This window comes from Epibacterium sp. ABV4_022, assembly GCF_056159345.1.
This window is the reverse complement of sequence record NZ_JBSWVA010000001.1, coordinates 2,118,548-2,143,916: the sequence shown is the minus strand read 5'-3', so window position 1 is coordinate 2,143,916 and position 25,369 is coordinate 2,118,548. Positions and strand designations below refer to the sequence as shown.

Sequence of the window (25,369 nt, the reverse complement as noted above, 5' to 3'; positions counted from 1 at the left end):
GGCCGCGCAGAATTGCGCGATCAGTCAAAAACAGTCGGGTACGCGTCCTTCATGAAGTCGCGGTACGCCTTTGTTTTCGTGTTGGCTTTTGGGGGTCTGTTAGCGCGATAGCTTACTGATGCTGGTCGCGATTTTGGTCGGAGGATTTGGCTTTCCCATCCCCAGCCGGGGAAATAGGCATCGCCTTTAACTTGTCCGTACCACCAATCCTTGGCGTAGTTTAAGGCGCCTTCAAAATCGGCGACCTCATCACCATAGAACTGCCCCAGATGCTCCACATACCCGGGGTTGGTCACGATGCTGGTTGAACCTGCACCGTCAGCCTGAATAACGCCGTAGTCTGGCGCTTGATAGTCTAGCGCCGGGTCATGCGTACCAGTTTTCGACCCAGTAGAACGATAACCGTAACCAGTGCGACCGCCGGTAGCGCGATTATTACGGCTATTAGCCACGTCGGAGCTAACATCGATGTCCCCTTGTCTCGGCAGAGGCATAATCGCCCCGTATTGCGACATATAAGAGGGGACACGTGGTGTGGCAAGTTCGTCAAGCTTTTCGCGGAGTTCGCGGTTTTCCTGCTTTAACTCCGTTTGCTCAATCTTTTCAGCCCGAACAGCGTCAATCGCTTGACCGAAACGCGCACCGGCTGTCGCGTAGCTATCGCCGATTTGTGCTGCCTGATGCGGGATATAGCCGCCGGAGCTAATCCCAAAGAGAGGATTTATCCCGGCTTCTTCCCATTCGCGCACCTGATTAACAGGGCGGTTCGCCTCGTTGGCTTCGCGTTGCGCTCTTCGGTCTGCGCGACCACCAATCAGTCCAGCGACCGCGCCAATCGCCGCGCCAATGAAATTGCATTGCGTTTCATCCCGAGGGACGAAACAGCAGAGCAACAGGAGCAACAGCACCGCGATTACGATGAGTTGCTCCATCATGGCGCACCGTAGGTCTTGACCCGGTGTATGAGGTGGTCGCGGCTGCGTTTGTCAAACACAGCCTCAACTGCGGTTACGATGAGCCACGCGACCACGGCTGCTACCGCGCTTTCGTGTGCCTCGGCCATGCCGAGCGCCACAAGAGCAGCTCCGGTTTGTCCGCCGAGCCGCTTTGCGACGGGGACGAGGTACTGATTTACGAGCCATTTCATTCGCTCTTCCTCTACCTAGGGTTGAGAAAGTCGCATAATCAGTATTATGTAAATATTTTGTGCTGTGACATGCGCAAACGGCATGTCACAGCACCTATTTCCTACGCGAATAGCTCGTGCGCGAGCTCAAGGGCGTCGACCAGTCGATCCACTTCGGCCCGCGTGTTGTACATCCCAAACGACGCGCGACAGGTCGCCGTTACACCCAGATGATCCATGAGCGGACCGGCACAATGGTGACCGGCGCGCACCGCAACGCCTTTCTTGTCGAGGATCGTCGAAATGTCATGCGCATGCGCTGCACCTTCGAGCGTGAGGCTGAAAATCGCTGCCTTGCCAGGAGCATGCCCCTGGATGTTCAACCAGTTGAGCCCCTGGAAACGTGCCGTCGCATAGTCGCGAAGATCCGCCTCATGCGCAGCAATCTGTGACATGCCGATATCCATCAGATACTCCAGCGCGACACCAAAGCCGATGGTCTGGACGATCCCCGGCGTTCCGGCCTCGAACTTCATCGGCGGATCATTGTAGATCACGCGATCCCTGGAGACCTCCTTGATCATATCGCCACCGCCGATGAATGGCCGCATCTCGGCCATACGCTCCGGCCGGATATAGATCGCACCCGAAGCCGACGGCCCATAGAGCTTGTGTCCGGTGATCGCATAGAAATCGCACCCGAGATCCTGCACATCAACGGGCATGTGCACGGCGCCCTGAGATCCATCCACCAGCACTGGCACACCTTTGTCATGGGCTCCGGACGTGATGGTTTTCACATCAACAACGGTCCCCAGAACATTGGAACACTGGGTGATTGCGATCAGTTTTGTTCGCGGCGTAATGGCATCCAGCACCTTCTGCGGATCAAGGCTGCCGTCGGCGTCGGTTTCGACCCATTTCAGCACAACCCCCTGACGCTCGCGCAGGAAATGCCAGGGAACGATATTGGCATGATGCTCCATCACAGACAGGATGATCTCATCGCCCGCCTGGAGTTGCGGCATGGCCCAGCCATAGGCCACGAGATTGATGCCTTCGGTGGTGCCGGAATTCAGGACAATATGGTCCTCATGCGCGGCATTCAGGAACCGGGCGATGATACCGCGCACGCCTTCGTATTTCTCTGTCGCGAGATTAGACAGATAGTGCAAGCCTCGGTGAACATTGGAATATTCTTCCGCATAAGCTTTGGTCACGGCGTCGATCACGCAGCTCGGCTTTTGCGCCGATGCGCCGTTGTCGAGATAGGTCAGCGGCTTGCCGTTCACCTCTCGCGAGAGGATCGGGAAGTCGGATCTGATTTTTTCGACATCATACATTGGACGTCTCCAGGATTGTGGGAGCAAACAGCCCCATCAGGATCAGCACGGCAGTCATCGCGCCAAGGCCAGCCATAAAGATCACACCGAGCGATTTTCCGAGCGCGTTGAGACCAAGGCCTTCGTTGGTGAAGTGGGCCAACACATAGATCCCATAGATGGCGGCGACCAGGTTCAAAATCGCAGCAACAGGCGGAACGATAAATACAAGAACGATTGCAATGGCTTGCACAGCGATATTCACAAATCGCAGCCACACCAGCAGGGCAAAGAACGGCACAAATGCCGCCTGCCCGCCCATCCATCTGCCAATGGTCACGGAACAGATGGCATAGCCCAACTGCAACACCACCAGAAAGCCGCCAAAGAGTGCCGGGCTGAGGTTGGGAAACAAGGCGTTTGATGGCAGGCCGAGCAGCTGGGCCTGCAACGCATAGAGAAAGACGCTCAGCACGACCGTCAGGCCAAAGCCGGTCCAGACCACGTCGGCCTCAAACCTCTGGGCCAGAACGGAACGCGCCGCCTGCGCAGGGTTTGTGATTGTCTCGATCGCCAGGGCTTTGAAATCCATCATGCCTGTCCCCAATAGGCTTCGCGCAGGCCGGAGAGCCAGAACCAGAGGAACACAGCCAGCCACAAAAGACCAACGCCATTCAGCGCCGGGCCCGAGCCGATGAACCCGGCCACAAGCCCGTTCAACAGCAGGATCGGCGTCGACGCCAGGAAGGCCCAGAACAGTGCCAGACGGCCCCTGAACCCATCGCCCTGCCCGCCCAGGACACGCACCAGCATATGCGAAAGCCAGGCAAACGCATAAAGCGCCAGCGGCGCGATAAAGATGATGCCCAGCAGCGCGCCGCCCAGCAGCATGTTGAGGTCCTGTCCGGTCAGATGCGCCTCGCGGGCGAGACGCGGCATCTGCGCGATGAACATCAACGCACAAGCCCCCATCAGAAAAGCCAAAAGTCGATCTTCACGGTGCCCCATCGACAGAAGCCGCGCAATCACCTTGCGCGGCCCCCGATAGGTTGCCGTAATGTCTGCCGTCACAGCCATGCCGGACCTCAGCGCCGACGCGCGAGCCAGCCATAGAGGCGGTCGTTGATACTGGCGGCGATATCATCGCTTTCGATCTCGGCCACCGCCTCGGCCAGGAACGCCAGGGTCATCAGGTCGGTTGCCTCGCTCTCGGGAACGCCGCGCGAGCGCAGGTAGAACAGCCCGTCCTCGTCGATCGCACCCGAGGTGGACCCATGGGAACAGGCCACGTCATCGGCATAGATCTCAAGTTCTGGCTTGGCGAGGAACTGGCTGTCGTCATCCAGCAGCAGCGACTGAGAAATCTGATAGCCATCCGTCTTTTGCGCGCCTTCCTTCACCAGGATCTTGCCCTGGAACACGCCGGTTGCGCCGTTGCGAAGAACCTTCTTGAAAACCTGACGGCTCTCGCAATTCACCGCGTCATGGGTGACAAACACCGTATCGTCGTGATGAAAATCACCGTCCCCAACGCAGGCCCCGGCGACATGCGCCACGGCGTCATCGCCAAGGAACTCAACCACGGCTTCGTTGCGCGTCAACACGCCATTCACGGTGAGCGTGAAGCTCTTGAAAACGGATTCCTGCCCCAGGCGCGCAAACAGATGCGTCGCCGCACGGCGTTCATGATCGCGGCCCTGCGCGCGCACCAGATGCAGCGTGCCATTGTCCGCAATGTCGATTTCCATCGCCTTGTTGAAGCGCGAAGCGGCAGGCCCGTTTTCAAGGATCGTGGCCTCGGCGCCGCTGTCCACCTTGATCACATGGTGCAGGATCGCGTCGGAGGATTCATTCTCGTGGCGATAGACCAGATTGATCGGTTTGGACGGCGTGCCGGTGACGTGAATGACCACGCCATCGGTTGCAAACGCGGTGTTGAGCGCGGCCAGCGGGCGCTGCACCGGCGTTTGTCCGCGCGCTTCAAGAACGCCGTATATGTCCTTGGCCCAGTGGATATCTTTACCCTGGATTTCGGCAAGGCGCTCAATGCTCACCCCCTCCAGCGAAAGATCGTCGGAGGCTTCGGCATCAAAGACACCGTCGACAAAGACAATGCGGATGCGATCAAAGGTGTCGAACATCGGCGGCTCACCACTGTCGAACACGGTCGCAGTCGGCGCCTGCACAGCCGTCAGCGTATCCGGACGGGTGTATTTCCAATATTCGTCACGGCGATCCGGCAGGCCCATCGTTTGAACCCGCGCCACCGCCGCCCGGCGCGCCGCATCAAGGCAGCCGCCCTCGGGCAATGACAAGGCAGAAAGGCGCGCCTCGGTCGTCGATTGTTTCAGCTCTGGAAGTGCCATTACGCCACCTCGGACATGATGTCTGCGTAACCGTTGTTTTCCACCTCGAGCGCCAGCTCGGGGCCGCCGGTCTTGACGATGCGGCCGTCGGCCATGATGTGCACGACGTCTGGTTTGATGTGATCCAGCAGGCGCTGGTAGTGGGTGATGACAAGGAAGCCGCGGCCTTCGTCACGCAGCGCGTTCACACCATCGGCCACCAGTTTCATCGCATCCACGTCGAGGCCGGAGTCGGTCTCGTCCAGGATGCACATTTTGGGCTCCAGCATCGCCATCTGCAGGATTTCGTTCCGCTTTTTCTCACCACCGGAGAAGCCGACATTGACCGGGCGTTTCAGCATTTCGGCGTCGATCTTCAGCTCCTTGGCCTTCTCGCGCACATGCTTGAGGAAATCCGCCGCCGACAGCTCCTCCTCGCCACGCGCCTTGCGCTGCGCGTTTACCGCGGTGCGCAGAAAGGTCATGTTGCCGACACCCGGGATTTCGACCGGGTATTGGAACGCCAGGAATACGCCAAGCGCCGCGCGCTCTTCCGGCTCCAGCTCCAGCAGCTCCTCACCCAGCAAGGAGGCGGAGCCCTCGGTGACCTCGTAGCCATCCTTGCCCGACAGCACATAGGACAGCGTGGATTTGCCAGAGCCGTTCGGCCCCATGATCGCATGCACCTTGCCAGCTTCGACGGTGAGGTTCACACCTTTGAGGATCTGCTTGTCTTCTTCCTCAAGTTTCACGTGCAGGTTTTTGATTTCGAGCATTTTTTCCTCGTCTTGTATCGATGAGACACCTTTGTGCCTCGTGTTCCCATACCCCTCGGGGCGAAATTCTTATCCGATCACCACGGCGGTGCCGCTGGCCGAGACCATCAACATGGATTGACCGACAACCTCATAGTCGAGGTCAACGCCGACGACCGCATTCGCACCAAGGGCGCGGGCGCGGTCTTCCAGCTCGTTCAGCGCCGTCTCGCGTGCGTCTTGCAGCTTGCTCTCATAAGCGCCTGATCTGCCACCAACAATGTCGGTGATCTGGGCAAAGACATCACGGACCACATTGGCGCCCATGATCGCCTCGCCCACGACGATGCCCTTGTATTCGGCGATCTGGTAGCCCTCAACGGTGCCAGTGGTCGTCACGATCATGGTGCGGTCTCCTTTTCGTCCTTGCCAGGGGCCGGACATCAGCCAACAGATCCTTCAAGCGAAATCGCAACCAGTTGCTGTGCTTCCATTGCAAATTCCATCGGCAGTGCTTGCAGCACGTCCTTGCAGAAACCGTTCACAACCAGTGCAACCGCCTCTTCCTCGTCCATGCCACGCTGGCGGCAGTAGAACAGCTGATCGTCATCCACCTTGGAAGTGGTCGCCTCGTGTTCGCAGCGCGAGGAGTTGTTCTTCACCTCGATATAAGGCACCGTGTGCGCCCCGCATTTATCACCGATCAGCAAGCTGTCGCACTGGGTGTAGTTGCGCGAGTTTTTCGCCTTCGGGTGCATCGAGACCAGACCGCGGTAGGTGTTCTGCGCCTTGCCGGCAGAGATGCCCTTGGAGACGATCCGGCTCTTGGTGTTCTTGCCCAGATGGATCATCTTGGTGCCGGTGTCGGCCTGCTGGTAGTTGTTGGCGATGGCGATCGAGTAGAACTCGCCCTGGCTTTCCTCGCCGCGCAGGATGCAGGAGGGGTATTTCCAAGTCACGGCAGAGCCGGTCTCGACCTGGGTCCACATCACCTTGGCGCGGTCGCCACGGCAATCGGCGCGTTTGGTCACGAAGTTGTAGATGCCGCCCTTGCCGTTCTCATCCCCGGGGAACCAGTTCTGCACGGTGGAGTATTTCACTTCGGCGTCTTCTTCGACGATGATCTCGACCACGGCGGCATGCAGCTGCGCGGTGTCGCGCTGCGGTGCAGTACAGCCTTCCAAATAGCTGACATAGCTGCCTTTGTCCGCGATGATCAGGGTGCGCTCGAACTGGCCGGTGTTTTCCGCGTTGATGCGGAAATAGGTGCTGAGCTCCATCGGGCAGCGCACGCCCGGCGGCACGTAGACGAACGAACCATCAGAGAACACGGCCGAATTCAGCGTCGCGTAGAAGTTGTCCGACACCGGCACCACGGTGCCGAGGTATTTCTTCACCAGTTCGGGGTGTTCGCGGATCGCTTCGGAGATCGAACAGAAGATCACGCCCGCTTTTTTCAGCTCGTCCTGAAAGGTGGTCCCGACGGAAACGGAGTCGAACACCGCGTCCACGGCGACCTTGCGGCCTTCGGACGGCGCATCTTCGGCCCCCTCGACGCCCGCAAGAATCATTTGCTCTTTCAACGGGATGCCGAGCTTTTCGTATGTGGCGAGCAGCTTCGGATCGACCTCGTCGAGCGACTTGGGCTTTTCTTCCATACTCTTGGGCCGGGCATAGTAGTATTGATCCTGAAAGTTGATTTCAGGATATTCCACCATCGCCCAGTCCGGTTCGACCATGCCGGTCCAGCGTTCGAAGGCCTGCAGACGCCATTCGGTCATCCACTCCGGCTCTTCGTTCTTTTCGGAAATCAGGCGCACGATATCCGGGTTGACGCCCTTGGGGGCGTATTCCATCTCGATATCGGTTTCCCAACCGTATTTATAGGTGCTGACCTCGCGCACCGCATCCACGGTTTCCTGATCAACGCCTTCCTTGGCTTCGAATTGGTCCAGAGCGGCCATCGTCTTCTCCTCACCTCACGCCGAACGGGCGCGATGTTTCTTCTGTTTGGCGCACCAGCTTTCAGCAAAGCGCAGCACATCCGTTTCCGTCGTCTGCGGCCCGAGCGATACGCGGATCGCACCCTGGGCCGTCGTCTCGTCATATCCCATTGCGGTCAGAACCGCGCTGGCGCGCACCTTGCCGCTGGAGCAGGCGCTGCCCGCGCTGATCGCGAACCCCGCCAGATCCATCTGCATGACCTGCGTCTCGCCTTTCCATCCAGGGGTGGCGAAACAAGAGGTATTGGGCAGGCGACGCGCATCCTTGCCCACAAAAATAGTGTCTGGGCACTCCGCCGCAAGCGCCTTTTCTAGAATATTTCTAATTTCTGCAACCCGGTCCCAAACCCCGCTGTCGAGGTCCCTGGACGCCGCTTCAGCTGCGGCGCCAAACCCTGCGATTCCAATCACATTTTCCGTCCCGGACCGGCGTCCCATCTCCTGACCGCCGCCTTTGATCTGCGCAGCGAGATCCGTCCCGCGTTTGAGCACCACGGCACCAATGCCCTTGGGCCCGCCAAGCTTGTGCGCCGAGATCAGCGCCATGGTCGCGCCCATCCAGTTGAACGCCACCGGCAGTTTGCCAAAGGCCTGCGTCGCATCCGTCACCGCGAGCCCGTCGGGCAGATCCTGGATAATGCCGGTTTCGGAGTTGGCCAGCTGCACGCAAGAGGTCTGCGGGTCGGTAACCTGCACGCGACCAGAGGCATCGACAGACAAATCCTCTTTGGTCCAAGCTCTTACAGCATCATGTTCAAGCGCGGACCCATGCAGGTCGCGCCCGGCGAGGGCCAGTGCTGCCCCCTCTGTCGACCCGGAGGTAAAGACCACATCCGCGCCCTCGGCCCCAAAGGCGGCAGCCACCTGAGCCCGGGCACGTTCGATGATCGCCTTCGCCGCACGCCCCTCGGCATGCACAGAGGACGGATTGCCACTGACACCCATCGCCGCGACCATCGCGGCCTGCGCTTCTGGGCGCAGCGGCGATGTGGCATTGTGATCAAGATAAACACGGGTCATGGAGTCATCTTTTAGAATTGGCCACTGGGCTGGGTGATCGGCGGATGTGTCCTGTCAGGACCGGCTATTCATCCACCACCGAGAAGAGATTTGGAACCGCCGGACAGGGCGCGAGGTCGTTTTCGATCACATCGGACAGGCGGGTCTGGTGCAGGAACACATAGACATGCGCGCTCAGCCCCTCCCACAGGCGATTGGTCAGGGATTGCGCCCGGCTGCCGCAAGAGCCACCGGACACCCCGGCCCCTTTGTGCATGGCATCAACGGTCTCATCAACAGCAGCCAGGATTTCCACCACCCGGATCTCCGACGCCGGACGTGCCAACCGGTACCCGCCGCCGGGGCCGCGCACCGAGGCCACCAATCCGGCGCGCCGCAGCTTGACAAACAGCTGCTCCAAATAAGGCAGGGAAATCGCCTGACGTTTCGATATGTCTGCCAGAACCACCAGCCCCTCGGCCGGTTGCAGCGCAATATCCGCCAGCGCGACCATTGCATAGCGGCCCTTTGTCGAAAGCTTCATCTGCTCACCCTTTCACCGAAAAGGCAGCAAATGATTGACGATACCCCTGTCAATGCGTATCTCAGCTTGACAAGGTGCCGGTGCCCACCTGCGCCTCTTTAGAATTGTTCTAAGATGTCAGAGAGATTTCGTCAAGCATATCTCTCCGACATCCCCGCCAAAAAGAGTAGGATCCACCCACCCATGCCTGAGGTCATTTTTCCCGGACCCGAAGGACGGCTGGAAGGCCGTTATCACCCGCAAAAGGAAAAGGACGCACCGATCGCCATCGTGCTGCATCCGCACCCGCAATTCGGCGGGACCATGAACAACAAGGTGGTCTACAACCTCCACTATGCGTTCTACAACATGGGCTTCACTGTTCTGCGGTTCAATTTCCGTGGCGTGGGCCGGTCGCAGGGCGAATACGATCAGGGCGTTGGCGAGCTGTCGGATGCGGCCTCGGCCCTCGATTATCTCCAGTCGATGAACAACAACTCCAAACATTGCTGGGTTGCGGGCTTCTCCTTTGGCGCCTGGATCGGCATGCAGCTGTTGATGCGTCGTCCGGAAATCACCGGGTTCATCTCGGTTGCCCCGCCGGCGAACATGTATGACTTTTCCTTCCTGGCGCCCTGCCCGTCCTCCGGCCTGATCATCAATGGCACCGCCGACCGCGTGGCGCCGCCCGCCGATACCGTGAGCCTTGTGAACAAGCTGCACGAGCAGAAGGGCATCACCATCACCCATGATGAGATCGAGGGCGCGGATCACTTCTTCCAGGAGCCGCATATGGACACGATGATCGGCAATGTCTCCGATTATGTAAAGCGGCGCCTCACCGAAAGCAGCCGCTGATGTCGAGCCTGGACACGCTGGCCGCACAGTTGGCGGAGGACACCATCAAGGTCCAGGATGCGCTCGGCGAGGACCGTCTGTTCATGGAGGTCGCCCAGGTTCTCGGGGCGGCGTCCCAATCTCTCGAAGAAGCCTTTCTGACAGAGGTTCGGATTCGCCTTGCAGAACGCAAGGCGCGCGATTTTCTCGGCAAACGATTAGAGGCCGCAAAGGCCGCGCTTGAAGCAGAGGCAAAAAACCGATCATGACGACCCATCTTGTGCAGCAGTTCGAATTCCTCTCTGAAATCGAAAGGCTGCGCGAGGTGGAGCGGCAGAATCTCCTGCTCGATGGCAGCCGGGTCGAGAACTCGGCGGAACACAGCTGGCACCTGGCGCTCTATGCGCTGGCCTTTGCGCCCTATGCACCGCCCGCGGTGTCCATCCCGCGGGTCATGCAGATGCTTCTGCTGCATGACATCGTCGAAATCGACGTTGGCGATCATCCCATTGATGAACCCACAGACTGGAGCGCGGTCGCTGCAGCCGAAGAACGCGCACAAAAACGGATCTTTGGCCTCCTGCCCGATCCGCAGGCCACCGCACTGCAAGCCTGCTGGCAGGAATTCGAGGCCGCAGAAAGCGCCGATGCGCGCTTTGCAAAAGCGCTGGACTACTGCCAGCCGATCTTTCAAACGCTTTGCGCTGTTTCGCCTCCCAAGGATCATTTGCGCGTGGTCCGTGAAAACCTGACCACCGGCCGCGCAACCACCCTGAAGGACCGCTTTCCCGAGGCCTATGCGGCGGCGCTTGAACTCATGAATGGCGCAGAGGTCAGCGATCTTGATTTTGCTGCAAGGCTGGCGTTCCTGTCCGAGGCGGACCGGTTGAAATCCATCCTGCGGGCCTCTCGCATTGCCTCCGACACGCGTTTTGAGAACTCTGCCGAACACAGTTGGCACATCATGCTCTATGCGTGGATCCTGGCCCCGCACAGCATTGCGCAGGTCGATGTGACGCGGGTGCTGACCATGCTCCTGCTACACGATCTGGTGGAGATCGATGCCGGAGATGTGCCGATCCACTCGACGCTCGACGCTGCTGCGCTTGCCCGGATCGAGGCGGAGGAACTGGCGGCCGCGCAGCGCATCTTTGGCCTGCTGCCCGATGCTCAGGCCGCAGAGTGCCTGAAGATCTGGCAGGAATTCGAAGCCGCGATGAGCAGCGACGCCATCTTTGCGAAATCCATCGACCGGGTGCAGCCGGTGCTGTTGAACATCGCCACCGGCGGCGGCAGTTGGGTCGAATATGATGTCACCCTGCCTCAGCTCGAAAGCCGCGTTGGAGACAAGATCGCCCGTGGCGCACCAGAGGTCTGGGCCCATGTGCGCGCCCTCCTGCTGCCATGGTTTGCCGAACGCGGCAGGCTGTGACACCCGCGCGGTGCAGGTCAAACGCGGTTCACGGAATTCCCCTCTTGCGTCGGCGCGCAAGGCAGGATTTGACAGGCCTGCCGCCAGCCCCCCCCGGCCCAGGACGGCCTCATGAGGCAAGAGGACACGTCATGCATTATCTCTACCTGATGGCCGCCGTGCTGGCCGAAACCATTGGCACCACCGCCCTTCAGGCCAGCCAGCAGTTCACCCGGCTGCTGCCCTCGGTCATTGTTGTCGTGGCCTATGGGGCATCATTCTTTCTGATGAGCCTGACGCTGAAATTCATGCCCGTTGGCATCGTCTATGCCATCTGGTCGGGCCTTGGCATCGTGCTGATTGCGGCGATCGGCTTTATCGTCTTTGGCCAACGCATTGATCTGCCTGCACTTGCCGGGATGGCGATGATCATCTGCGGCATCCTGATCATCCATCTGTTCTCCGCCAGTTCCGGCCACTGACCGCCTGTCCCGGCGCCACAGGGTGCGGCAGCGCAGCGACGGTTGCGCGGGCAACCCGCTTTTGCACTAGCCATGGCGGCTTTATCGAGGTATGCGCCCGGCAACCCCAATCAAAGGCATACCTCATGGACCTGCGCAATATTGCGATCATCGCGCACGTTGACCACGGCAAAACCACACTGGTTGACGAGCTTCTGAAACAATCCGGCGCCTTCCGCGAAAACCAGGCAGTGGCGGAACGCGCCATGGACTCCAACGATCTGGAACGCGAACGCGGCATTACCATTCTGGCCAAAGCCACCTCCGTGGAATGGAATGGCACCCGTATCAATATCGTCGACACCCCCGGCCACGCCGACTTTGGTGGCGAAGTGGAGCGTATCCTCTCCATGGTGGATGGTGTGGTGCTGCTGGTGGACGCCGCCGAAGGCCCGATGCCGCAGACCAAATTCGTGACCTCCAAGGCGCTGGCACTGGGTCTGCGCCCCATCGTGGTGCTGAACAAGGTCGACAAGCCCGACGCCGAGCCTGACCGCGCGCTGGACGAATGCTTCGATCTCTTTGCCAATCTTGGTGCAGATGACGATCAGCTTGATTTCCCGTCCATGTATGCCTCCGGTCGCTCCGGCTGGGCCGATATGGAACTGGATGGCCCGCGCAAGGATCTCTCGGCGCTGTTTGACCTCATCGTGAAGCACGTCCCTGCGCCCAAGCAGATCGCGCAGAAGGATGAGCCCTTCCGCATGCTGGCTACCACGCTCGGCTCCGACCCCTTCATGGGCCGCATCCTGACCGGCCGTGTCGAGAGCGGCACGCTCAAGGTCGGTGACAACCTCAAGGCGCTGAGCCGTGAGGGTGACCTGATCGAGAATTTCCGCGCCACCAAGATCCTCGCGTTCCGCGGCCTTGCCCAGCAGCCGATTGACGCCGCCGAGGCGGGTGACATCGTCACGATCGCCGGCATGACCAAAGCCACCGTTGCGGACTCGCTGGTGGATACCTCGGTCACCGAGGCCCTGCCCGCGCAGCCGATCGATCCGCCGACCATCACCGTGACCTTTGGCATCAACGACAGCCCGCTGGCGGGTCGTGACGGCAAGAAAGTCCAGTCGCGCGTGATCCGGGATCGCCTGATGAAAGAGGCGGAACTGAACGTGGCAATCGAGGTCACCGACACCCCCGGCGGCGAGGCGTTTGAGGTCGCCGGCCGTGGCGAATTGCAGATGGGCGTTCTCATCGAGAACATGCGCCGCGAAGGGTTCGAACTGTCGATCTCCCGTCCGCAGGTGCTGTTCACCGAGGAAAACGGCCAGCGCATGGAACCCGTCGAGGAAGCCACCATCGACGTGGATGACGAGTATTCCGGCGTGGTGATCGAAAAGCTCACCGGCAACCGCAAGGGTGAGCTGGTCGAGATGAAGCCCGCAGGTGCCGGCAAGACCCGCATCATCGCGCATGTGCCGTCGCGTGGCCTGATCGGCTATCACGGCGAGTTCCTGACCGACACCCGCGGCACCGGCGTTCTGAACCGCGTGTTCCATGGCTGGACCGCGCACAAGGGCTCCATTCCGGGCCGTCGCGCTGGCGTTCTGATCTCCATGGAGAACGGTCAATCCGTTGCCTATGCGCTGTGGAACCTCGAAGAACGCGGCAAGATGTTCATCGGCGCCCAGGCCGACGTCTACACCGGCATGATCATTGGCGAGCACAGCCGCGACAATGACCTCGAGGTGAACCCGCTCAAAGGTAAAAAGCTGACCAACGTGCGCGCCTCTGGCTCTGATGACGCCGTGCGCCTGACCACGCCGGTCACGCTCTCGCTGGAAGAGGCGATTGCCTACATCAACGATGACGAGTTGGTCGAAGTGACGCCGAACTCGGTACGCCTGCGCAAGCGCTACCTTGATCCGCATGAGCGTAAGCGGATGGCAAAGACCAACAGCTGATCGCCACCTGAGTAATGCAAATAGGCCCGGTCGTATTCGACCGGGCCTTTTCATTTCTGCATGTTAAATCAGAGAACAGGAACAAAATCCTCTATTTCCGCGTCTTCCGCTGTGTATCGACAGAAGGATCCGGCGGGCACGGATTGCCAGCATTCCCCCTTGTGCAGGGGTTCCGACACCACAAGACGTCCGCGGCCATCGGCTGTCTTGCTGCTGTACACGGTTGGCGCCAGATGATCGGAGGCATAGCGCACCGCATAGAGCACGCCGCCGCAGCTGAAGGCCGCGCCGATCCGCATATGGGGTGTGTGGCCGAACTCCCGACTCAGGCTTTCGAGTTTCCCCACCGCCCGCTGCATCGCGCCTTTGGGATCCTCATAAAGTCCCTCCGCAATGGCGATCAGAAACAAGGCCTCACTGTCTGTGGCCCCCTTACGCGCGCCATATAGTTCGTCCGGGATCATCATATCGGCACGGCGGCGGAAGTTCTCGAACCCGCCGACCTGACCGTTGTGCATGAATGACCAGCACCCATGCGTGAACGGGTGACAGTTGTTGCGACTGGTCGCGGTGCCGGTCGAGGCGCGCACATGCGCCAAAAACAGACCTGAGCGCACCTGATGAGTGATCGACCGCAGGTTGGGATCCGACCATGCCGGATGCGTGTCGCGATAGAGCCCCGGCTCCTCGCGGCTGTCATACCACGCAATTCCGAACCCATCGGCATTGGTTTGTGTTTTGCATTCAAAGGCATGGATCGATTGTGCGACCAGCGATTGCTCCGGTTTGCACACAACTTCGTCCAGATAGACTGGAGCGCCGATATACGCGGCCCAACGGCACATGATGTTCTCCTCGACTCGTCGCGATATCCTGTCACCGAGACGTCGAAGCGCTGTTAATCATGAAAAAGGGCCACGCGAAACGCGCAGCCCAATCTTCTGTTTTGCACAGGTTTTCCGTGTTCAGGCGCTGGTCTCGACGACCATCAGCTCCCGCTCGGAGGCGTCGCGCGCGTGGCTTAGCGCCTCCTGGTATTCGGGGCTGTTGTAGCAGTCGACGGCGGCCTCAACGCTGGGGAATTTTGCGACCACATTGCGCGGACGCTCCTTACCTTCCAGCTGAACAAAACGCCCGCCGCGGGCGATGAACTCGCCGCCGTGCTTGGCGATTGCCGGGCCTGCAAGCTCGGCATATTTGCCGTAGGCGTCAGCGTCGGTGACGGTCACATGTGCGATCCAGAGTGCGGGCATGTTGCGTTATCCTTCCAGAAAAGTTTCGGCGGCCTTGATGGCCTCTGCGGCGCCAGAGAAATCCTTGCCGCCGCCCTGCGCCATATCGGGACGGCCACCGCCGCCCTTGCCGCCAACCGCCGGAACAGCCGCTTTCAGCACATCGACAGCCGAGATGTCACCGGTCAGATCGTCAGTCACACCAGCGGCGACCGCAACCTTACCGTCATCTTCGGCGATCAGCAGGATCACACCGGACCCGATCTTCTGCTTATGTGCATCGATCAATCCGCGCAGATCCTTGCCGGACACTCCTTGAAGCGCCTGACCGAGGAAAGTCTTGCCACCGATCTCCTTGGTTTCGGCGCCACCGTCGGAGCCGCCGCCCATGGCGATCTGCTGTTTGAGCGTGGCAATCTCATTCTGCAGCGCCTTGCGCTCGTCCATCAGCACCTTCAGACGGTCCATCACGTCAGCGGGCTGCGCCTTGAGAGCGCCCGCGACCTCCGCCATGCGCGCCGCTTCGCGCTCCAGGTGGTCAAAGGCTGCCGCACCGGTCAGCGCCTCGATCCGGCGCACCCCTGCAGAGGACGCGCTATCCCCAAGGATCACAAAGGTCCCGATATCGCCGGTCTGTTTCACATGTGTGCCACCGCAAAGCTCGATGGAGTAGGTATCACCATCGGCGCCCTTGCCGGTGTTGGCGCGCCCCATGGAGACCACACGGACTTCTTCGCCGTATTTCTCGCCAAAGAGCGCCTGCGCGCCCAAGGCACGGGCATCATCCGGGGTCATGATCCGCGTGCTTACCGGAGAGTTTTGGCGAATGAAATCATTCACTTCAGAGGCAATCTTCGTCAAGTCTTCCTGGCTCACGGCCTTGTTGTGGCTGAAATCGAACCGCAGTCGATCCGCCGCATTGAGCGAGCCCTTCTGTGCCACATGATCGCCAAGCGCATTGCGCAGAGCCTCATGCAGCAGGTGTGTCGCAGAGTGGTTGGCGCGGATCTGAGTGCGGCGGGTGTGGTCCACCTCCATCGCCGCGCCGCTGCCTACGGCAACCTCGCCATCGGTCACCTCGGCGATATGCAGGAACAGGCCCTCGACCTTCTTGGTATCGGTGATCCGCGCGGCGCCGCCCTCAACGGTCAGAACGCCAGTGTCGCCGACCTGACCACCGCTCTCGCCATAAAACGGCGTCTGGTTCAGGATGATCTGGACGCTGTCGCCTTTTGTGGCCGTTTCAACCTTGGCGCCATCCTTGATCAATGCAACGATCTGCCCCTCGGCCTTCTCGGTCTCATAGCCCAGGAATTCGGTCGTGCCCTCGGCATCCACGATGTCGAAGTAAACTTTGACATCCGCGGCGTCCCCCAGACCAATGCCACCGGCGCGGGATTGCTCCTTCTGTGCCTTCATCGCGGCATCAAAACCATCGGTGTCGACGTCGACGCCCCGGGCGCGCAATGCATCCTGGGTCAGGTCGAGCGGGAAGCCAAAGGTATCGTAGAGTTTGAACGCGGTTTCACCGGGCAGCACGTCGCCTTTGTCGAGGTCGACGGAAGCCTCGTCCAGCAATTTCAGACCTCGGTCCAAGGTCTTGAGAAAGCGGGTTTCTTCCTGCTCGAATGTCTCCTCAATAAGCGCCTGACCCTGCCCAAGCTCCGGATAGGCCGCGCCCATCTGGCTGACCAGCGCCGGCACCAGCTTGTGCATCACCGGATCGGTCGCCCCCAGCAAGGAGGCATGGCGCATCGCGCGGCGCATGATGCGGCGCAGCACATAGCCACGGCCCTCATTGGAGGGCAGCACACCTTCGGCAATCAGGAAGGAACAGGACCGCAGGTGGTCGGCAATCACGCGATGGTGCACGTTCTGATCGCCGAAGGGCTCACTGTTGGTGACCGTCGCCGAGGCCTCGATCAGATATTTGAACAGGTCGGTCTCGTAGTTGTCATGGGTGCCCTGCAACAACGCCGCAATACGCTCCAGCCCCATGCCGGTGTCGATCGACTGCATGTCGAGATCAACCATGGACCCATCCGCAAAGCGCTCGTTCTGCATGAACACGAGGTTCCAGATCTCGATGAACCGATCACCGTCTTCCTCTGGCGAGCCCGGAGGGCCACCCCAGATATGATCGCCGTGGTCATAAAAGATCTCGGTGCAGGGACCGCACGGACCGGTATCGCCCATCTGCCAGAAGTTGTCAGAGGTGTCGATGCGGATGATCCGATCCTCGGGAACGCCGACTTTCTTCCAGATTTCAAAGGCTTCGTCATCGGTGTGATAGACGGTGGTATAAAGTTTGTCCTTGGGGATATCAAACTCGCCGGTGATCAGCTCCCACGCAAAAGGGATCGCCTCGTTCTTGAAATAATCGCCAAAGGAGAAGTTTCCGAGCATCTCGAAAAACGTATGGTGGCGCGCAGTGTAGCCCACATTATCGAGGTCATTGTGCTTGCCGCCAGCACGCACACATTTCTGCGCAGAGGTGGCGCGCACATAATCACGACGATCCACACCGGTGAAACAGTTCTTGAACTGCACCATGCCGGAGTTGGTAAACATCAGCGTTGGGTCATTGCGTGGCACCAACGGGCTGGAGTCCACGACCTCATGGCCCTGCTTGGCAAAATAGTTCAGAAAGGTCGACCGGATGTCGTTCAAGCTGGGCATGTCAACGCGGCTCTCTAGATGTGATTGGAACAGTCCAAAGCGGTTTATCGCGCCCATGCAGGGCTGTCCACCGCCCAAAGCGCATGTGGCAGTTTCCCAAAGAAAACAGTGGGATTGAGCGCTATTTTTTGATCATAAGATCGCCGGTGGAAAACGACCCGGCACGTTCGACTGAACAGAGTATCCCCCGCAGACGCAGCGCGCGGTTCTCCGGCAGGTTCACCCACTCCTTGGCCGCGGTGCCATAGCGGGCTTTCCACTTGACGCAGCCATCGTTGAAGACGTCAGACACCCGCAACGCGGCGCTGCCCACCTGCAACAGCTGTCCGGCGGGCAGGTTTTCCTCGGAGAGATCCATATCCACGATGAACGTATCGCCGGGGTGTTGCACCTCCTCGCGATTGCGCCAGACCAGATCAAGCACTCGCTTTGACAGGATGCAGACCTGAATGCCGGGATGGGGCGCGCCACCCTCCAGCGTCAGCCACGGGCGGCTGGACCAACGCTCGCCGGGGATGCCGCCCTCGGGCGTTACCGAGATTTCCTCGACAAAGCGGCGCTGATTGTAGGCTGGTCGCAGGCACAACATGGAAATGGCCGCCCGATCTTTCGGGGCGGCCATCACATGCGGCAAGGCCGCATTCAGTTCCTCAGGGGTGACGTGCATCGTCAGCCTTCGAACAGGACGTCATCATCCTGCGCCTCGGGCGGCATGTCGAAATCAAGCCCGTGTGCGGCACGGATCTTGTCCTCGATCTCCAGCGCAATGCGAGAGTTTTCGCGCAGATAGGTCTTGGCGTTCTCACGCCCCTGCCCGATCCGCTCATCCCCGTAAGAGAACCACGCACCGGATTTGTTGACCACGCCCGCAGCAACACCAAGGTCCAGAAGTTCACCCATCTTGGAGATGCCTTCGCCATACATGATGTCGAACTCGACCTGCTTGAACGGCGGTGCGACCTTGTTCTTCACCACCTTGACGCGGGTGGCGTTGCCGACAACCTCATCCCGGTCCTTGATCGAGCCGATGCGGCGAATGTCCAGACGCACCGAGGAATAGAACTTCAGCGCGTTGCCGCCGGTGGTGGTTTCGGGCGAGCCGAACATCACGCCGATTTTCATGCGGATCTGGTTGATGAAGATCACCATGCATTTGGAGCGGCTGATGGAGCCGGTGAGCTTGCGCATCGCCTGGCTCATCAGGCGGGCCTGCACGCCGACGTTGCTGTCGCCCATGTCGCCCTCAAGCTCTGACTTCGGGGTCAGTGCTGCCACGGAGTCGACGATCACCATGTTCACCGCACCGGAGCGCACCAGCGTATCGGTGATCTCCAGCGCCTGTTCGCCGGTGTCGGGTTGCGAAATCAGCAGCTCGTCCAGGTCGACGCCGAGTTTGCGCGCATATTGCGGATCAAGCGCGTGTTCCGCGTCCACAAAGGCGCAGACACCGCCCTTTTTCTGCTGTTCCGCAATGCAGTGCAGCGTCAGCGTGGTCTTGCCCGAGCTTTCCGGGCCGTAAATCTCGATGATCCGGCCCATCGGCAGACCGCCGATGCCAAGCGCGATGTCCAGGCCCAGCGAGCCGGTGGAGCTTGCCTCGATCTCCTGCAAGGCCGTGCCATCGCCGAGTTTCATGATCGAGCCCTTGCCGAACTGTCGTTCGATCTGGGCAAGCGCGCTGTCCAAGGCCTTCTGCTTGTCGCCGCTCTTCTTGTCGTCCTTCATGGTCAATAGATCCGCCATAGTACCCGTGTCCTTCTCTATGTGTCACACCCGGAGGCGGACGACAATGACTGCTTTGTTCTCCTCTTGTTCTTTATGGGATCAAAACAAGAACATTGCAAGGGAATTTCATACTCACTCACGGGACTGGCAACGTGGTTAAGGATCGGTTTACAAAGCCGTGACAGTTTGAACTATTGCCGGAGCTTTAACGTCATGATGGTATTTTACCGCGCGCGACTGGCGCTGCTATCGGTGCCCAAGACCGGCACCACGGCGTTGCAATCGGCGCTCCGGCCGCATGCGGATCTGGTGATTTCCGATCCGCCAGAGCTCAAACACGCGCCGCTCTACCGCTACAACCGCTGGCTCCGGCCGATGTATGAGAGAGTTTGCGACACCGAGCTGGAGGTGGTTGCCATCATGCGCGAGCCGATCAGCTGGCTTGGCAGCTGGTATCGCTTCCGCCAGCGGCCGCATCTCGATGGGCGGCCAACCTCGACCAAGGGCATGAGCTTTGACGAGTTTGTCACCGACTACTGCCGCGGCAAACGCCCGCCGCATGCCAATGTCGGAAGCCAGGCCAAGTTCCTGGAGGCGCAACCCAATGGCTGTCGTGTGACGCATCTCTTTGCCTACGAGAACCTCGCGCCCTTTCATGCGTTCATGCAGGACCGCACAGGTCTTCGCATTGAAACGCAACGAGAAAACGTCAGCCCGGCGGGGGATCTCAGCCTGAGTGCCAACACCGAGGAAAAGCTCAGACGCAAACACCCGGAGGAGTTTGCGCTTTATGGCGCGATCCCGCGCTGAGACAGCCTATTGCAGCTGTGACTGCACCGTTTCGGTCAACTGGCTGAGCGAGAACGGTTTGGCCAGGAACACCGAATTTGGCACATCCGGTTCCGCATCCCCAAAGGCCCCTTCGGAATAGCCGGAGACAAACACCACCTTGGTGCCGGGGCGCTCCTCAAGCGCCTTGCGCACCCAGGTGGGGCCGTCCATGCCGGGCATGATGACATCGGTGACAAAGACATCGACGCTGAGGTTCGGGTCTTCCAGCGTGTCGAGTGCCTCCTCGGCGGATTCGGCCTCGAGCACCGTGTAACCGCGCATCCGGAGCGCGCGTGACGCAAAGGCGCGCACCGGCGCCTCATCCTCCACCAGCAACACAACCCCTTCGCCATGCTGCGCCGCGGGGGCCTTGGCCTTGGCTTGCGTGGCGGTGTCGTCTTCCTCCACCGGGGCGTCGCTGCGATAGACCGGGAAATAGAGCGTGAACTTGGTGCCCTGATTCAGCACGGAATCGACAAAGATAAAGCCGCCGGTCTGCTTGATGATGCCATACGCCGTGGACAGGCCGAGGCCGGTGCCCTCGCCGGTGCGCTTGGTGGTGTAGAAGGGCTCAAACACCTTTTGCAGCTTGTCCGGTGAAATCCCGGTGCCTTCATCGCTGACCTGAATGGTCACCCATTCGCCCGGCGGCACCACGGCGCGGTTGCGCTCCAGCGGGGTGTCCAGCGAGACCACCTCGGTCTCCACCCGGATCTCGCCGCCGCTCGGCATCGCATCGCGCGCGTTCACCACGAGGTTCATCAACACCTGCTCCAGCTGGCGCTTATCGGCACGGATGGAGCGCATGACAGGATCGTGGCTGAGCGTCAGCGACACTTTCTCGCCCACCAGACGGTTCAGCAGATGCGTCAGATCAGAGAGCGTCTCGCGCACATCAAGCACCTCGGGCTGCAAGGTCTGCTTGCGCGAGAACGCCAAAAGCTGGCTCACGAGGGCGGCGGCACGGTTGGCGTTTTCATGGATCTGGATCAGATCGCCATAATCCTGATCGCCCTGGTCATGACGCAGCAGCAGCAGATCGCAATGGCCCGAAATCGCGGTCAGCAGGTTGTTGAAATCATGCGCGACACCGCCCGCAAGCTGGCCGATCGCCTGCATTTTCTGGCTTTGCACAAATTGCGCCTCGAGCGTTTTCAGCTCGGTTGCGTCATTCAGCACCGCCATCAGCAGCGTCTCACCCTCTTCGATCACCCGCGTCAGGGTGACCTGGACAAAGACCTCCTTGTCATCACGCGAGACGCGCAGAAATTCGGATTTATGCGGCGCGAGCCCCTTGGCGGTTTCCTGCAGCCAGTCGTTCATTGGCCGGCCCAGCCCTTCCATCAGCTGGCCCAGCTGCACCCCTTCGGCCTGTTCAACGCCAAGAAGCCGCATCGCCATGCGGTTGACCGACAGCACCTCGCCCCCCGGACGGATTTTCAGCAGCGGCACCGGCAACCCTTCGAATCCGGTGTGCGGGCCGCTGTCCTCGACCTCGGCCTTCATGAAGTAAAGCTCGCTGCGCCCCTGTCCGCGGCTGTGCTCGCTGACAAGAACCTCGACCGCGCCGGCCTTGGTCATGATCGTATTGATGCGCCCCGGCACCACCGGCAGCGACGTAAACAGGCGCTCGGTGGATTTGACACGCTCTCCGATCAAGCTGCGCGCGGCCTCGTTCATGAACAGAACCGCGCCCGTGCGCCCGACCGAGATCATCGGCACGGGGCTCGACTCCGCGTTGCGCCCGGTCTGGCGCTCGCCCATGTCCTCGACCCGCCACAGGAAACTGGCATTGGCCATCTCATGCACCGACAGCCGGACGTGGCCCCGACGGGTCACGATATCCTCGCGCGCCGCCCCTTCGAGCTTGGCGCGGCTCTGAAGCCGGAACAGCACCGCCGAGGGATTGGCCAGAACCGAGCGCAACGTGCCGGCGATGGTCTCGCTCTCGGTGCCGTCGAACCGCTTCAGTGCGGCACTGTTGCAGGCATGGATCACCCCGTCCTCGTCGGTGACGAAACTGGGCGACGCATCCTTGTCGATAAATCCCGCCAGCAATTCGCTGGCCATGGCCCGGGCATTCTGACGCATGCGGGACTGCACGAAGATCAGGCTGGAGACCCCGGCCAGCGTCAGGCCTACGGCGATCAGGGCCCGCCCGATCCAGTCCGGCACCGGCAGAATCCAGGGCACGAGGACCAGCAGCAGGGCCAGGAAAAACGTCGCGGCGAGCCGCGCCTGTTCGGGCGTCTGTACCTTGAGGTCAGGCACGATCGAGGAGGTGCGACCGATCATTTCGGCTCCGTTTACAATCTTCATGCGGCAATAACGCGTTATCCTTGGTTAAAGCGGGGTTAACCAAAGCGCCCTATCGCAGAACTTTCCAACAGATTAATGTTACCGGCCCCGCCGGAATACAGACACATAAAAGCCATCGGTGCCAGTATGAACATGCCAGGATTGTGTGCTCAAGGCCTGCCACCCCGGGGTGCGGTCCAGAAAGGCTTGCGACTGATGCGCATTCTCCACATCCAGCATGGAACAGGTGGCAAAGGCCAGAACCCCGCCCTCTGCCACCAGCTGCGCCGCATCATCGAGGATGCGCGCTTGCAGCGTGGTCAGCTCCTCCAGCGCTTGGGGTGTCAAACGCCACTTACCTTCTGGATCACGCCGCCAGGAGCCGGAGCCGCTGCAGGGCGCATCACATAACACCAGATCAAAAGGCGCATGGCTGCGCAGCTCTTGCGTGCTCAGGGAGGAGATCGTCACCCCGGCCCGCGCGGCGCGCTCCGGTATATCTTTCATCCGCCGCGGTTCGACGTCATGCGCATAGAGGTCGAGATCGGCGGCGGCGGCCATCGCCAGCGCCTTGCCTCCACCACCAGCACAATAGTCAAGCACCCGCTGGCCATTTTGCAAAGGTAGTGCATCGACCACCGCCTGACTGGCGGCGTCCTGCAATTCTACAAAACCCTGGGTGTAGCTTTCCGCATTTTTCACACGGCGCGCCCCCGAGGTTACGGTCAACGCGGTCGGAGAGGCCGGATGCGTGCTGGCCTCGATCCCCTCTGACGCAAGGCGCGCGATGGCGGCCTCTCGATCCCCTTTTTTCCGGTTCACCCGCAGATGCACCGGTGCCCGGCTGCGCAGGGCTTGCGCCGCTTGCACCGCCTGCGTACCGAGGCTGCGTTCAAACACGGGCCAGAGCCAGTCGGGCAGATCATTCGCCTCGGCCAGAGACCCAAATTCCCGTGGTGGCTGGGTCTCTGACGTCTCAAGCGGTGACGGGGCGTGCCCGACACCGGTAAACAGCTCCGCCGGATCACGCCCGTCGTCCCGCATGGCGCCGATCAGCAGCCCGCGTCCGGTCCGGCTGCCCCCCAGAACCGCATGTGACCGCAGGCAGCGCAGGGCCTGAAACACGTGATCGCGCACCGCAGCTCGGTCCTTGGACCCGGCAAAGCGGCTGCGGCGGCCCCACGTGGTCAGCGCTTTCTCCGCCGCCCGCCCCGCAAGGATGTCATCCAGGATCTCGATCGCCGCCTGCACGCGGGCGCCGGGCGTCATCGGGCGCCCTTTGCAGAAATGGTCCGTGTCACGCCAAGCCCTCAGCCGATGCGGTAATTCGGGCTTTCGCGGGTGATCTGCACATCGTGCACATGGCTTTCCTTCAACCCGGCGCCGGTGATGCGGACAAACGAGCAATTCTTGCGCATGTCAGGCACGGTGGCGCAGCCGGTGTAGCCCATCGCCGCCCGCAGACCGCCAACCAGCTGGTGAATGACAGCGCCCGCCGAGCCCTTGTAGGGCACCTGCCCCTCGATGCCCTCCGGAACCAGCTTGTCGCTGGCAGCGTCTTTCTGGAAATAGCGATCCGCAGAGCCGCGGGCCATCGCGCCCATGGACCCCATGCCACGATAGGATTTGAACGACCGGCCCTGATAGAGGATCACCTCGCCCGGGCTTTCATCGGTGCCCGCGATCATCGAGCCGACCATGGCGCAGGAGGCCCCGGCGGCGATCGCCTTGGCAAAATCGCCCGAGAATTTGATCCCGCCATCGGCGATCACCGGGGTTTCGCCCGCAGCGCCGGCACAATCCATGATCGCCGTCAGCTGCGGCACGCCGACGCCCGCAACCATGCGGGTGGTGCAGATCGAGCCCGGGCCGATCCCGACCTTGACCGCATCCGCGCCTGCGTCGATCAGCGCCCGGGTGGCATCTGAGGTCGCGACATTGCCCGCGATTACCTGAACTTCGTTGGACAAGGCCTTGATCCGCTTGACGGCTTCGATAACCCCTTCGGAGTGGCCATGGGCAGTATCGACCACCACCACATCCACACCGGCATCAATCAGCGCCTCGGAACGTTCAAAGCCGCTGTCGCCGACGGAACTGGCAGCCGCCACGCGCAGGCGTCCCAGATCATCCTTGCAGGCGGTCGGGTTCAGCACCGCCTGTTCCGTATCCTTGAGGGTCAGCAGGCCGGTCAGCTTGCCGTCCTTGTCGGTCACCAGCAGTTTTTCGATGCGACGCGCCTTCATCAGGGACTTGGCCTCTTCGCGCTCTGCCGGTTCCTGCAGCATGGCGAGGTTCTCGGAGGTCATCATCACCGACACCGGGGTGTTGTCATCCGACGCAAACCGCATGTCGCGATTGGTGACAATCCCGACCACGCGACCCGCATCATCCACCACCGGGAAACCGGTCACGCGATACCGCTCTTGCAGGGCCTTGGCATCCGCGAGGGTCTGGTTGGCATGCAGGGTGATGGGGTTATAGACGATGCCGCTTTCGAAGCGTTTGACCCGTCGCACCTGGCGCGCCTGCTCTTCCACATCGAGGTTCTTGTGAATGACCCCCATGCCGCCCGCCTGCGCCATGGTGATCGCCATACGGGACTCCGTCACCGTATCCATCGCCGAGCTCAGCAGCGGAATATTGAGCGAGATTGCGCGGGTCACCCGCGTGCGTGTATCCGCCGTATTCGGCAGAACACTGGATGCGGCCGGAACCAGCAAAACATCGTCAAAGGTGAGAGCCTCACGAATCTGCATCTGTCTTCCCCATGCAAAACACCGTTTGGCGGTGACCCTATTGCACAGTTTGACAGGATGGGAAAGAGGCCACGTCCATTTTTCGCCGCAACGCGG

General features: G+C 60.7%; 25 protein-coding genes. 6 read left to right on the top strand and 19 right to left on the bottom strand.

Annotated features, from left to right (window positions below; genetic code table 11):
• Positions 1-20: 20 nt before the first annotated feature.
• The 11 genes from ACXAF5_RS10105 to iscR form a co-directional block, all read right to left on the bottom strand.
• Positions 21-932: a hypothetical protein gene (locus tag ACXAF5_RS10105; RefSeq protein ID WP_474946491.1), complete on the bottom strand. Its 912-nt coding sequence runs from the start codon at positions 930-932 to the stop codon at positions 21-23.
• Positions 932-1,147, bottom strand: a complete 216-nt coding sequence (locus ACXAF5_RS10100; protein ID WP_474946490.1) for a hypothetical protein — start codon at positions 1,145-1,147, stop codon at positions 932-934. Before ACXAF5_RS10100 ends, ACXAF5_RS10105 begins: the two co-directional genes overlap by 1 nt.
• A gap of 101 nt (positions 1,148-1,248) precedes the next feature.
• On the bottom strand, positions 1,249-2,469 hold the full coding sequence (locus ACXAF5_RS10095) for a cysteine desulfurase (protein WP_474946489.1): 1,221 nt from the start codon (positions 2,467-2,469) through the stop codon (positions 1,249-1,251).
• Positions 2,462-3,040 (bottom strand): YIP1 family protein, encoded by a 579-nt coding sequence (locus ACXAF5_RS10090; RefSeq protein ID WP_474946488.1) that lies wholly within the window; start codon positions 3,038-3,040, stop codon positions 2,462-2,464. Before ACXAF5_RS10090 ends, ACXAF5_RS10095 begins: the two co-directional genes overlap by 8 nt.
• A complete protein-coding gene (locus ACXAF5_RS10085; RefSeq protein ID WP_474946487.1) occupies positions 3,040-3,525 on the bottom strand; it encodes a YIP1 family protein in 486 nt (161 codons plus the stop codon). Before ACXAF5_RS10085 ends, ACXAF5_RS10090 begins: the two co-directional genes overlap by 1 nt.
• 8 nt (positions 3,526-3,533) lie before the next feature.
• Positions 3,534-4,814, bottom strand: a complete 1,281-nt coding sequence (locus tag ACXAF5_RS10080) for a SufB/SufD family protein (RefSeq protein ID WP_474946486.1) — start codon at positions 4,812-4,814, stop codon at positions 3,534-3,536.
• On the bottom strand, positions 4,814-5,569 hold the full coding sequence (gene sufC, locus ACXAF5_RS10075; protein ID WP_239320264.1) for a Fe-S cluster assembly ATPase SufC: 756 nt from the start codon (positions 5,567-5,569) through the stop codon (positions 4,814-4,816). The genes ACXAF5_RS10080 and sufC overlap by 1 nt, the downstream gene beginning before the upstream one ends.
• A gap of 69 nt (positions 5,570-5,638) precedes the next feature.
• A complete protein-coding gene (locus ACXAF5_RS10070; RefSeq protein ID WP_239320266.1) occupies positions 5,639-5,953 on the bottom strand; it encodes a heavy metal-binding domain-containing protein in 315 nt (104 codons plus the stop codon).
• Between the two features lie 38 nt (positions 5,954-5,991).
• Positions 5,992-7,512: a Fe-S cluster assembly protein SufB gene (gene sufB / locus ACXAF5_RS10065; RefSeq protein ID WP_239320268.1), complete on the bottom strand. Its 1,521-nt coding sequence runs from the start codon at positions 7,510-7,512 to the stop codon at positions 5,992-5,994.
• 15 nt (positions 7,513-7,527) lie between these two features.
• On the bottom strand, positions 7,528-8,571 hold the full coding sequence (locus ACXAF5_RS10060) for a cysteine desulfurase family protein (protein ID WP_474946485.1): 1,044 nt from the start codon (positions 8,569-8,571) through the stop codon (positions 7,528-7,530).
• Between the two features lie 64 nt (positions 8,572-8,635).
• Positions 8,636-9,094 (bottom strand): Fe-S cluster assembly transcriptional regulator IscR, encoded by a 459-nt coding sequence (gene iscR, locus ACXAF5_RS10055; RefSeq protein ID WP_239320272.1) that lies wholly within the window; start codon positions 9,092-9,094, stop codon positions 8,636-8,638.
• Positions 9,095-9,277: 183 nt separating this feature from the next.
• Here iscR and ACXAF5_RS10050 point away from each other — a divergent pair, with 183 nt between their 5' ends.
• The 5 genes from ACXAF5_RS10050 (at position 9,278) to typA (ending at position 13,749) form a co-directional block, all read left to right on the top strand.
• Positions 9,278-9,931: an alpha/beta hydrolase gene (locus ACXAF5_RS10050; protein WP_239320273.1), complete on the top strand. Its 654-nt coding sequence runs from the start codon at positions 9,278-9,280 to the stop codon at positions 9,929-9,931.
• Entirely contained in the window at positions 9,931-10,179 is a 249-nt protein-coding gene (locus tag ACXAF5_RS10045; protein WP_239320276.1) for a hypothetical protein, read from the top strand. Before ACXAF5_RS10050 ends, ACXAF5_RS10045 begins: the two co-directional genes overlap by 1 nt.
• A complete protein-coding gene (locus ACXAF5_RS10040; protein ID WP_474946484.1) occupies positions 10,176-11,342 on the top strand; it encodes an HD domain-containing protein in 1,167 nt (388 codons plus the stop codon). The genes ACXAF5_RS10045 and ACXAF5_RS10040 overlap by 4 nt, the downstream gene beginning before the upstream one ends.
• Positions 11,343-11,473: 131 nt before the next feature.
• Positions 11,474-11,803 carry a DMT family transporter gene (locus tag ACXAF5_RS10035; RefSeq protein WP_239320283.1) on the top strand — a complete coding sequence of 110 codons (330 nt, stop codon included), beginning with the start codon at positions 11,474-11,476 and terminating at the stop codon, positions 11,801-11,803.
• 125 nt (positions 11,804-11,928) lie between these two features.
• Entirely contained in the window at positions 11,929-13,749 is a 1,821-nt protein-coding gene (gene typA / locus ACXAF5_RS10030; RefSeq protein ID WP_474946483.1) for a translational GTPase TypA, read from the top strand.
• Between the two features lie 68 nt (positions 13,750-13,817).
• On the opposite strand, the gene ACXAF5_RS10025 is transcribed toward typA, so the two are convergent.
• From ACXAF5_RS10025 to recA, 5 genes are all read right to left on the bottom strand, one after another.
• Positions 13,818-14,594 carry a class II glutamine amidotransferase gene (locus tag ACXAF5_RS10025; protein ID WP_239320289.1) on the bottom strand — a complete coding sequence of 259 codons (777 nt, stop codon included), beginning with the start codon at positions 14,592-14,594 and terminating at the stop codon, positions 13,818-13,820.
• Positions 14,595-14,714: 120 nt separating this feature from the next.
• The gene (locus tag ACXAF5_RS10020) at positions 14,715-15,002 is read right to left on the bottom strand and encodes a DUF1330 domain-containing protein (RefSeq protein WP_011538572.1); all 288 of its coding nucleotides are present in this window, start codon (positions 15,000-15,002) and stop codon (positions 14,715-14,717) included.
• A gap of 6 nt (positions 15,003-15,008) precedes the next feature.
• Positions 15,009-17,660, bottom strand: a complete 2,652-nt coding sequence (gene alaS, locus ACXAF5_RS10015) for an alanine--tRNA ligase (protein WP_474946482.1) — start codon at positions 17,658-17,660, stop codon at positions 15,009-15,011.
• Positions 17,661-17,781: 121 nt separating this feature from the next.
• The gene (locus ACXAF5_RS10010; RefSeq protein ID WP_474946481.1) at positions 17,782-18,327 is read right to left on the bottom strand and encodes a hypothetical protein; all 546 of its coding nucleotides are present in this window, start codon (positions 18,325-18,327) and stop codon (positions 17,782-17,784) included.
• A 2-nt stretch (positions 18,328-18,329) separates the two neighbouring features.
• Entirely contained in the window at positions 18,330-19,403 is a 1,074-nt protein-coding gene (recA, locus tag ACXAF5_RS10005; protein ID WP_474946480.1) for a recombinase RecA, read from the bottom strand.
• Positions 19,404-19,598: 195 nt separating this feature from the next.
• Here recA and ACXAF5_RS10000 point away from each other — a divergent pair, with 195 nt between their 5' ends.
• Positions 19,599-20,195 carry a gamma-glutamyl kinase gene (locus ACXAF5_RS10000; protein ID WP_474946479.1) on the top strand — a complete coding sequence of 199 codons (597 nt, stop codon included), beginning with the start codon at positions 19,599-19,601 and terminating at the stop codon, positions 20,193-20,195.
• A 6-nt stretch (positions 20,196-20,201) separates the two neighbouring features.
• Here the strand turns inward: ACXAF5_RS10000 and ACXAF5_RS09995 are convergent, their stop codons facing one another.
• The 3 genes from ACXAF5_RS09995 to guaB all read right to left on the bottom strand — a co-directional run bounded on the left by ACXAF5_RS09995 (position 20,202) and on the right by guaB (position 25,273).
• On the bottom strand, positions 20,202-22,511 hold the full coding sequence (locus ACXAF5_RS09995) for an ATP-binding response regulator (RefSeq protein WP_239359299.1): 2,310 nt from the start codon (positions 22,509-22,511) through the stop codon (positions 20,202-20,204).
• A 102-nt stretch (positions 22,512-22,613) separates the two neighbouring features.
• Positions 22,614-23,783, bottom strand: a complete 1,170-nt coding sequence (locus ACXAF5_RS09990) for an RsmB/NOP family class I SAM-dependent RNA methyltransferase (RefSeq protein ID WP_474946478.1) — start codon at positions 23,781-23,783, stop codon at positions 22,614-22,616.
• Positions 23,784-23,824: 41 nt separating this feature from the next.
• Complete coding sequence (gene guaB / locus ACXAF5_RS09985; RefSeq protein WP_474946477.1) at positions 23,825-25,273, bottom strand: IMP dehydrogenase; 1,449 nt, start codon at positions 25,271-25,273, stop codon at positions 23,825-23,827.
• Positions 25,274-25,369: the final 96 nt, after the last annotated feature.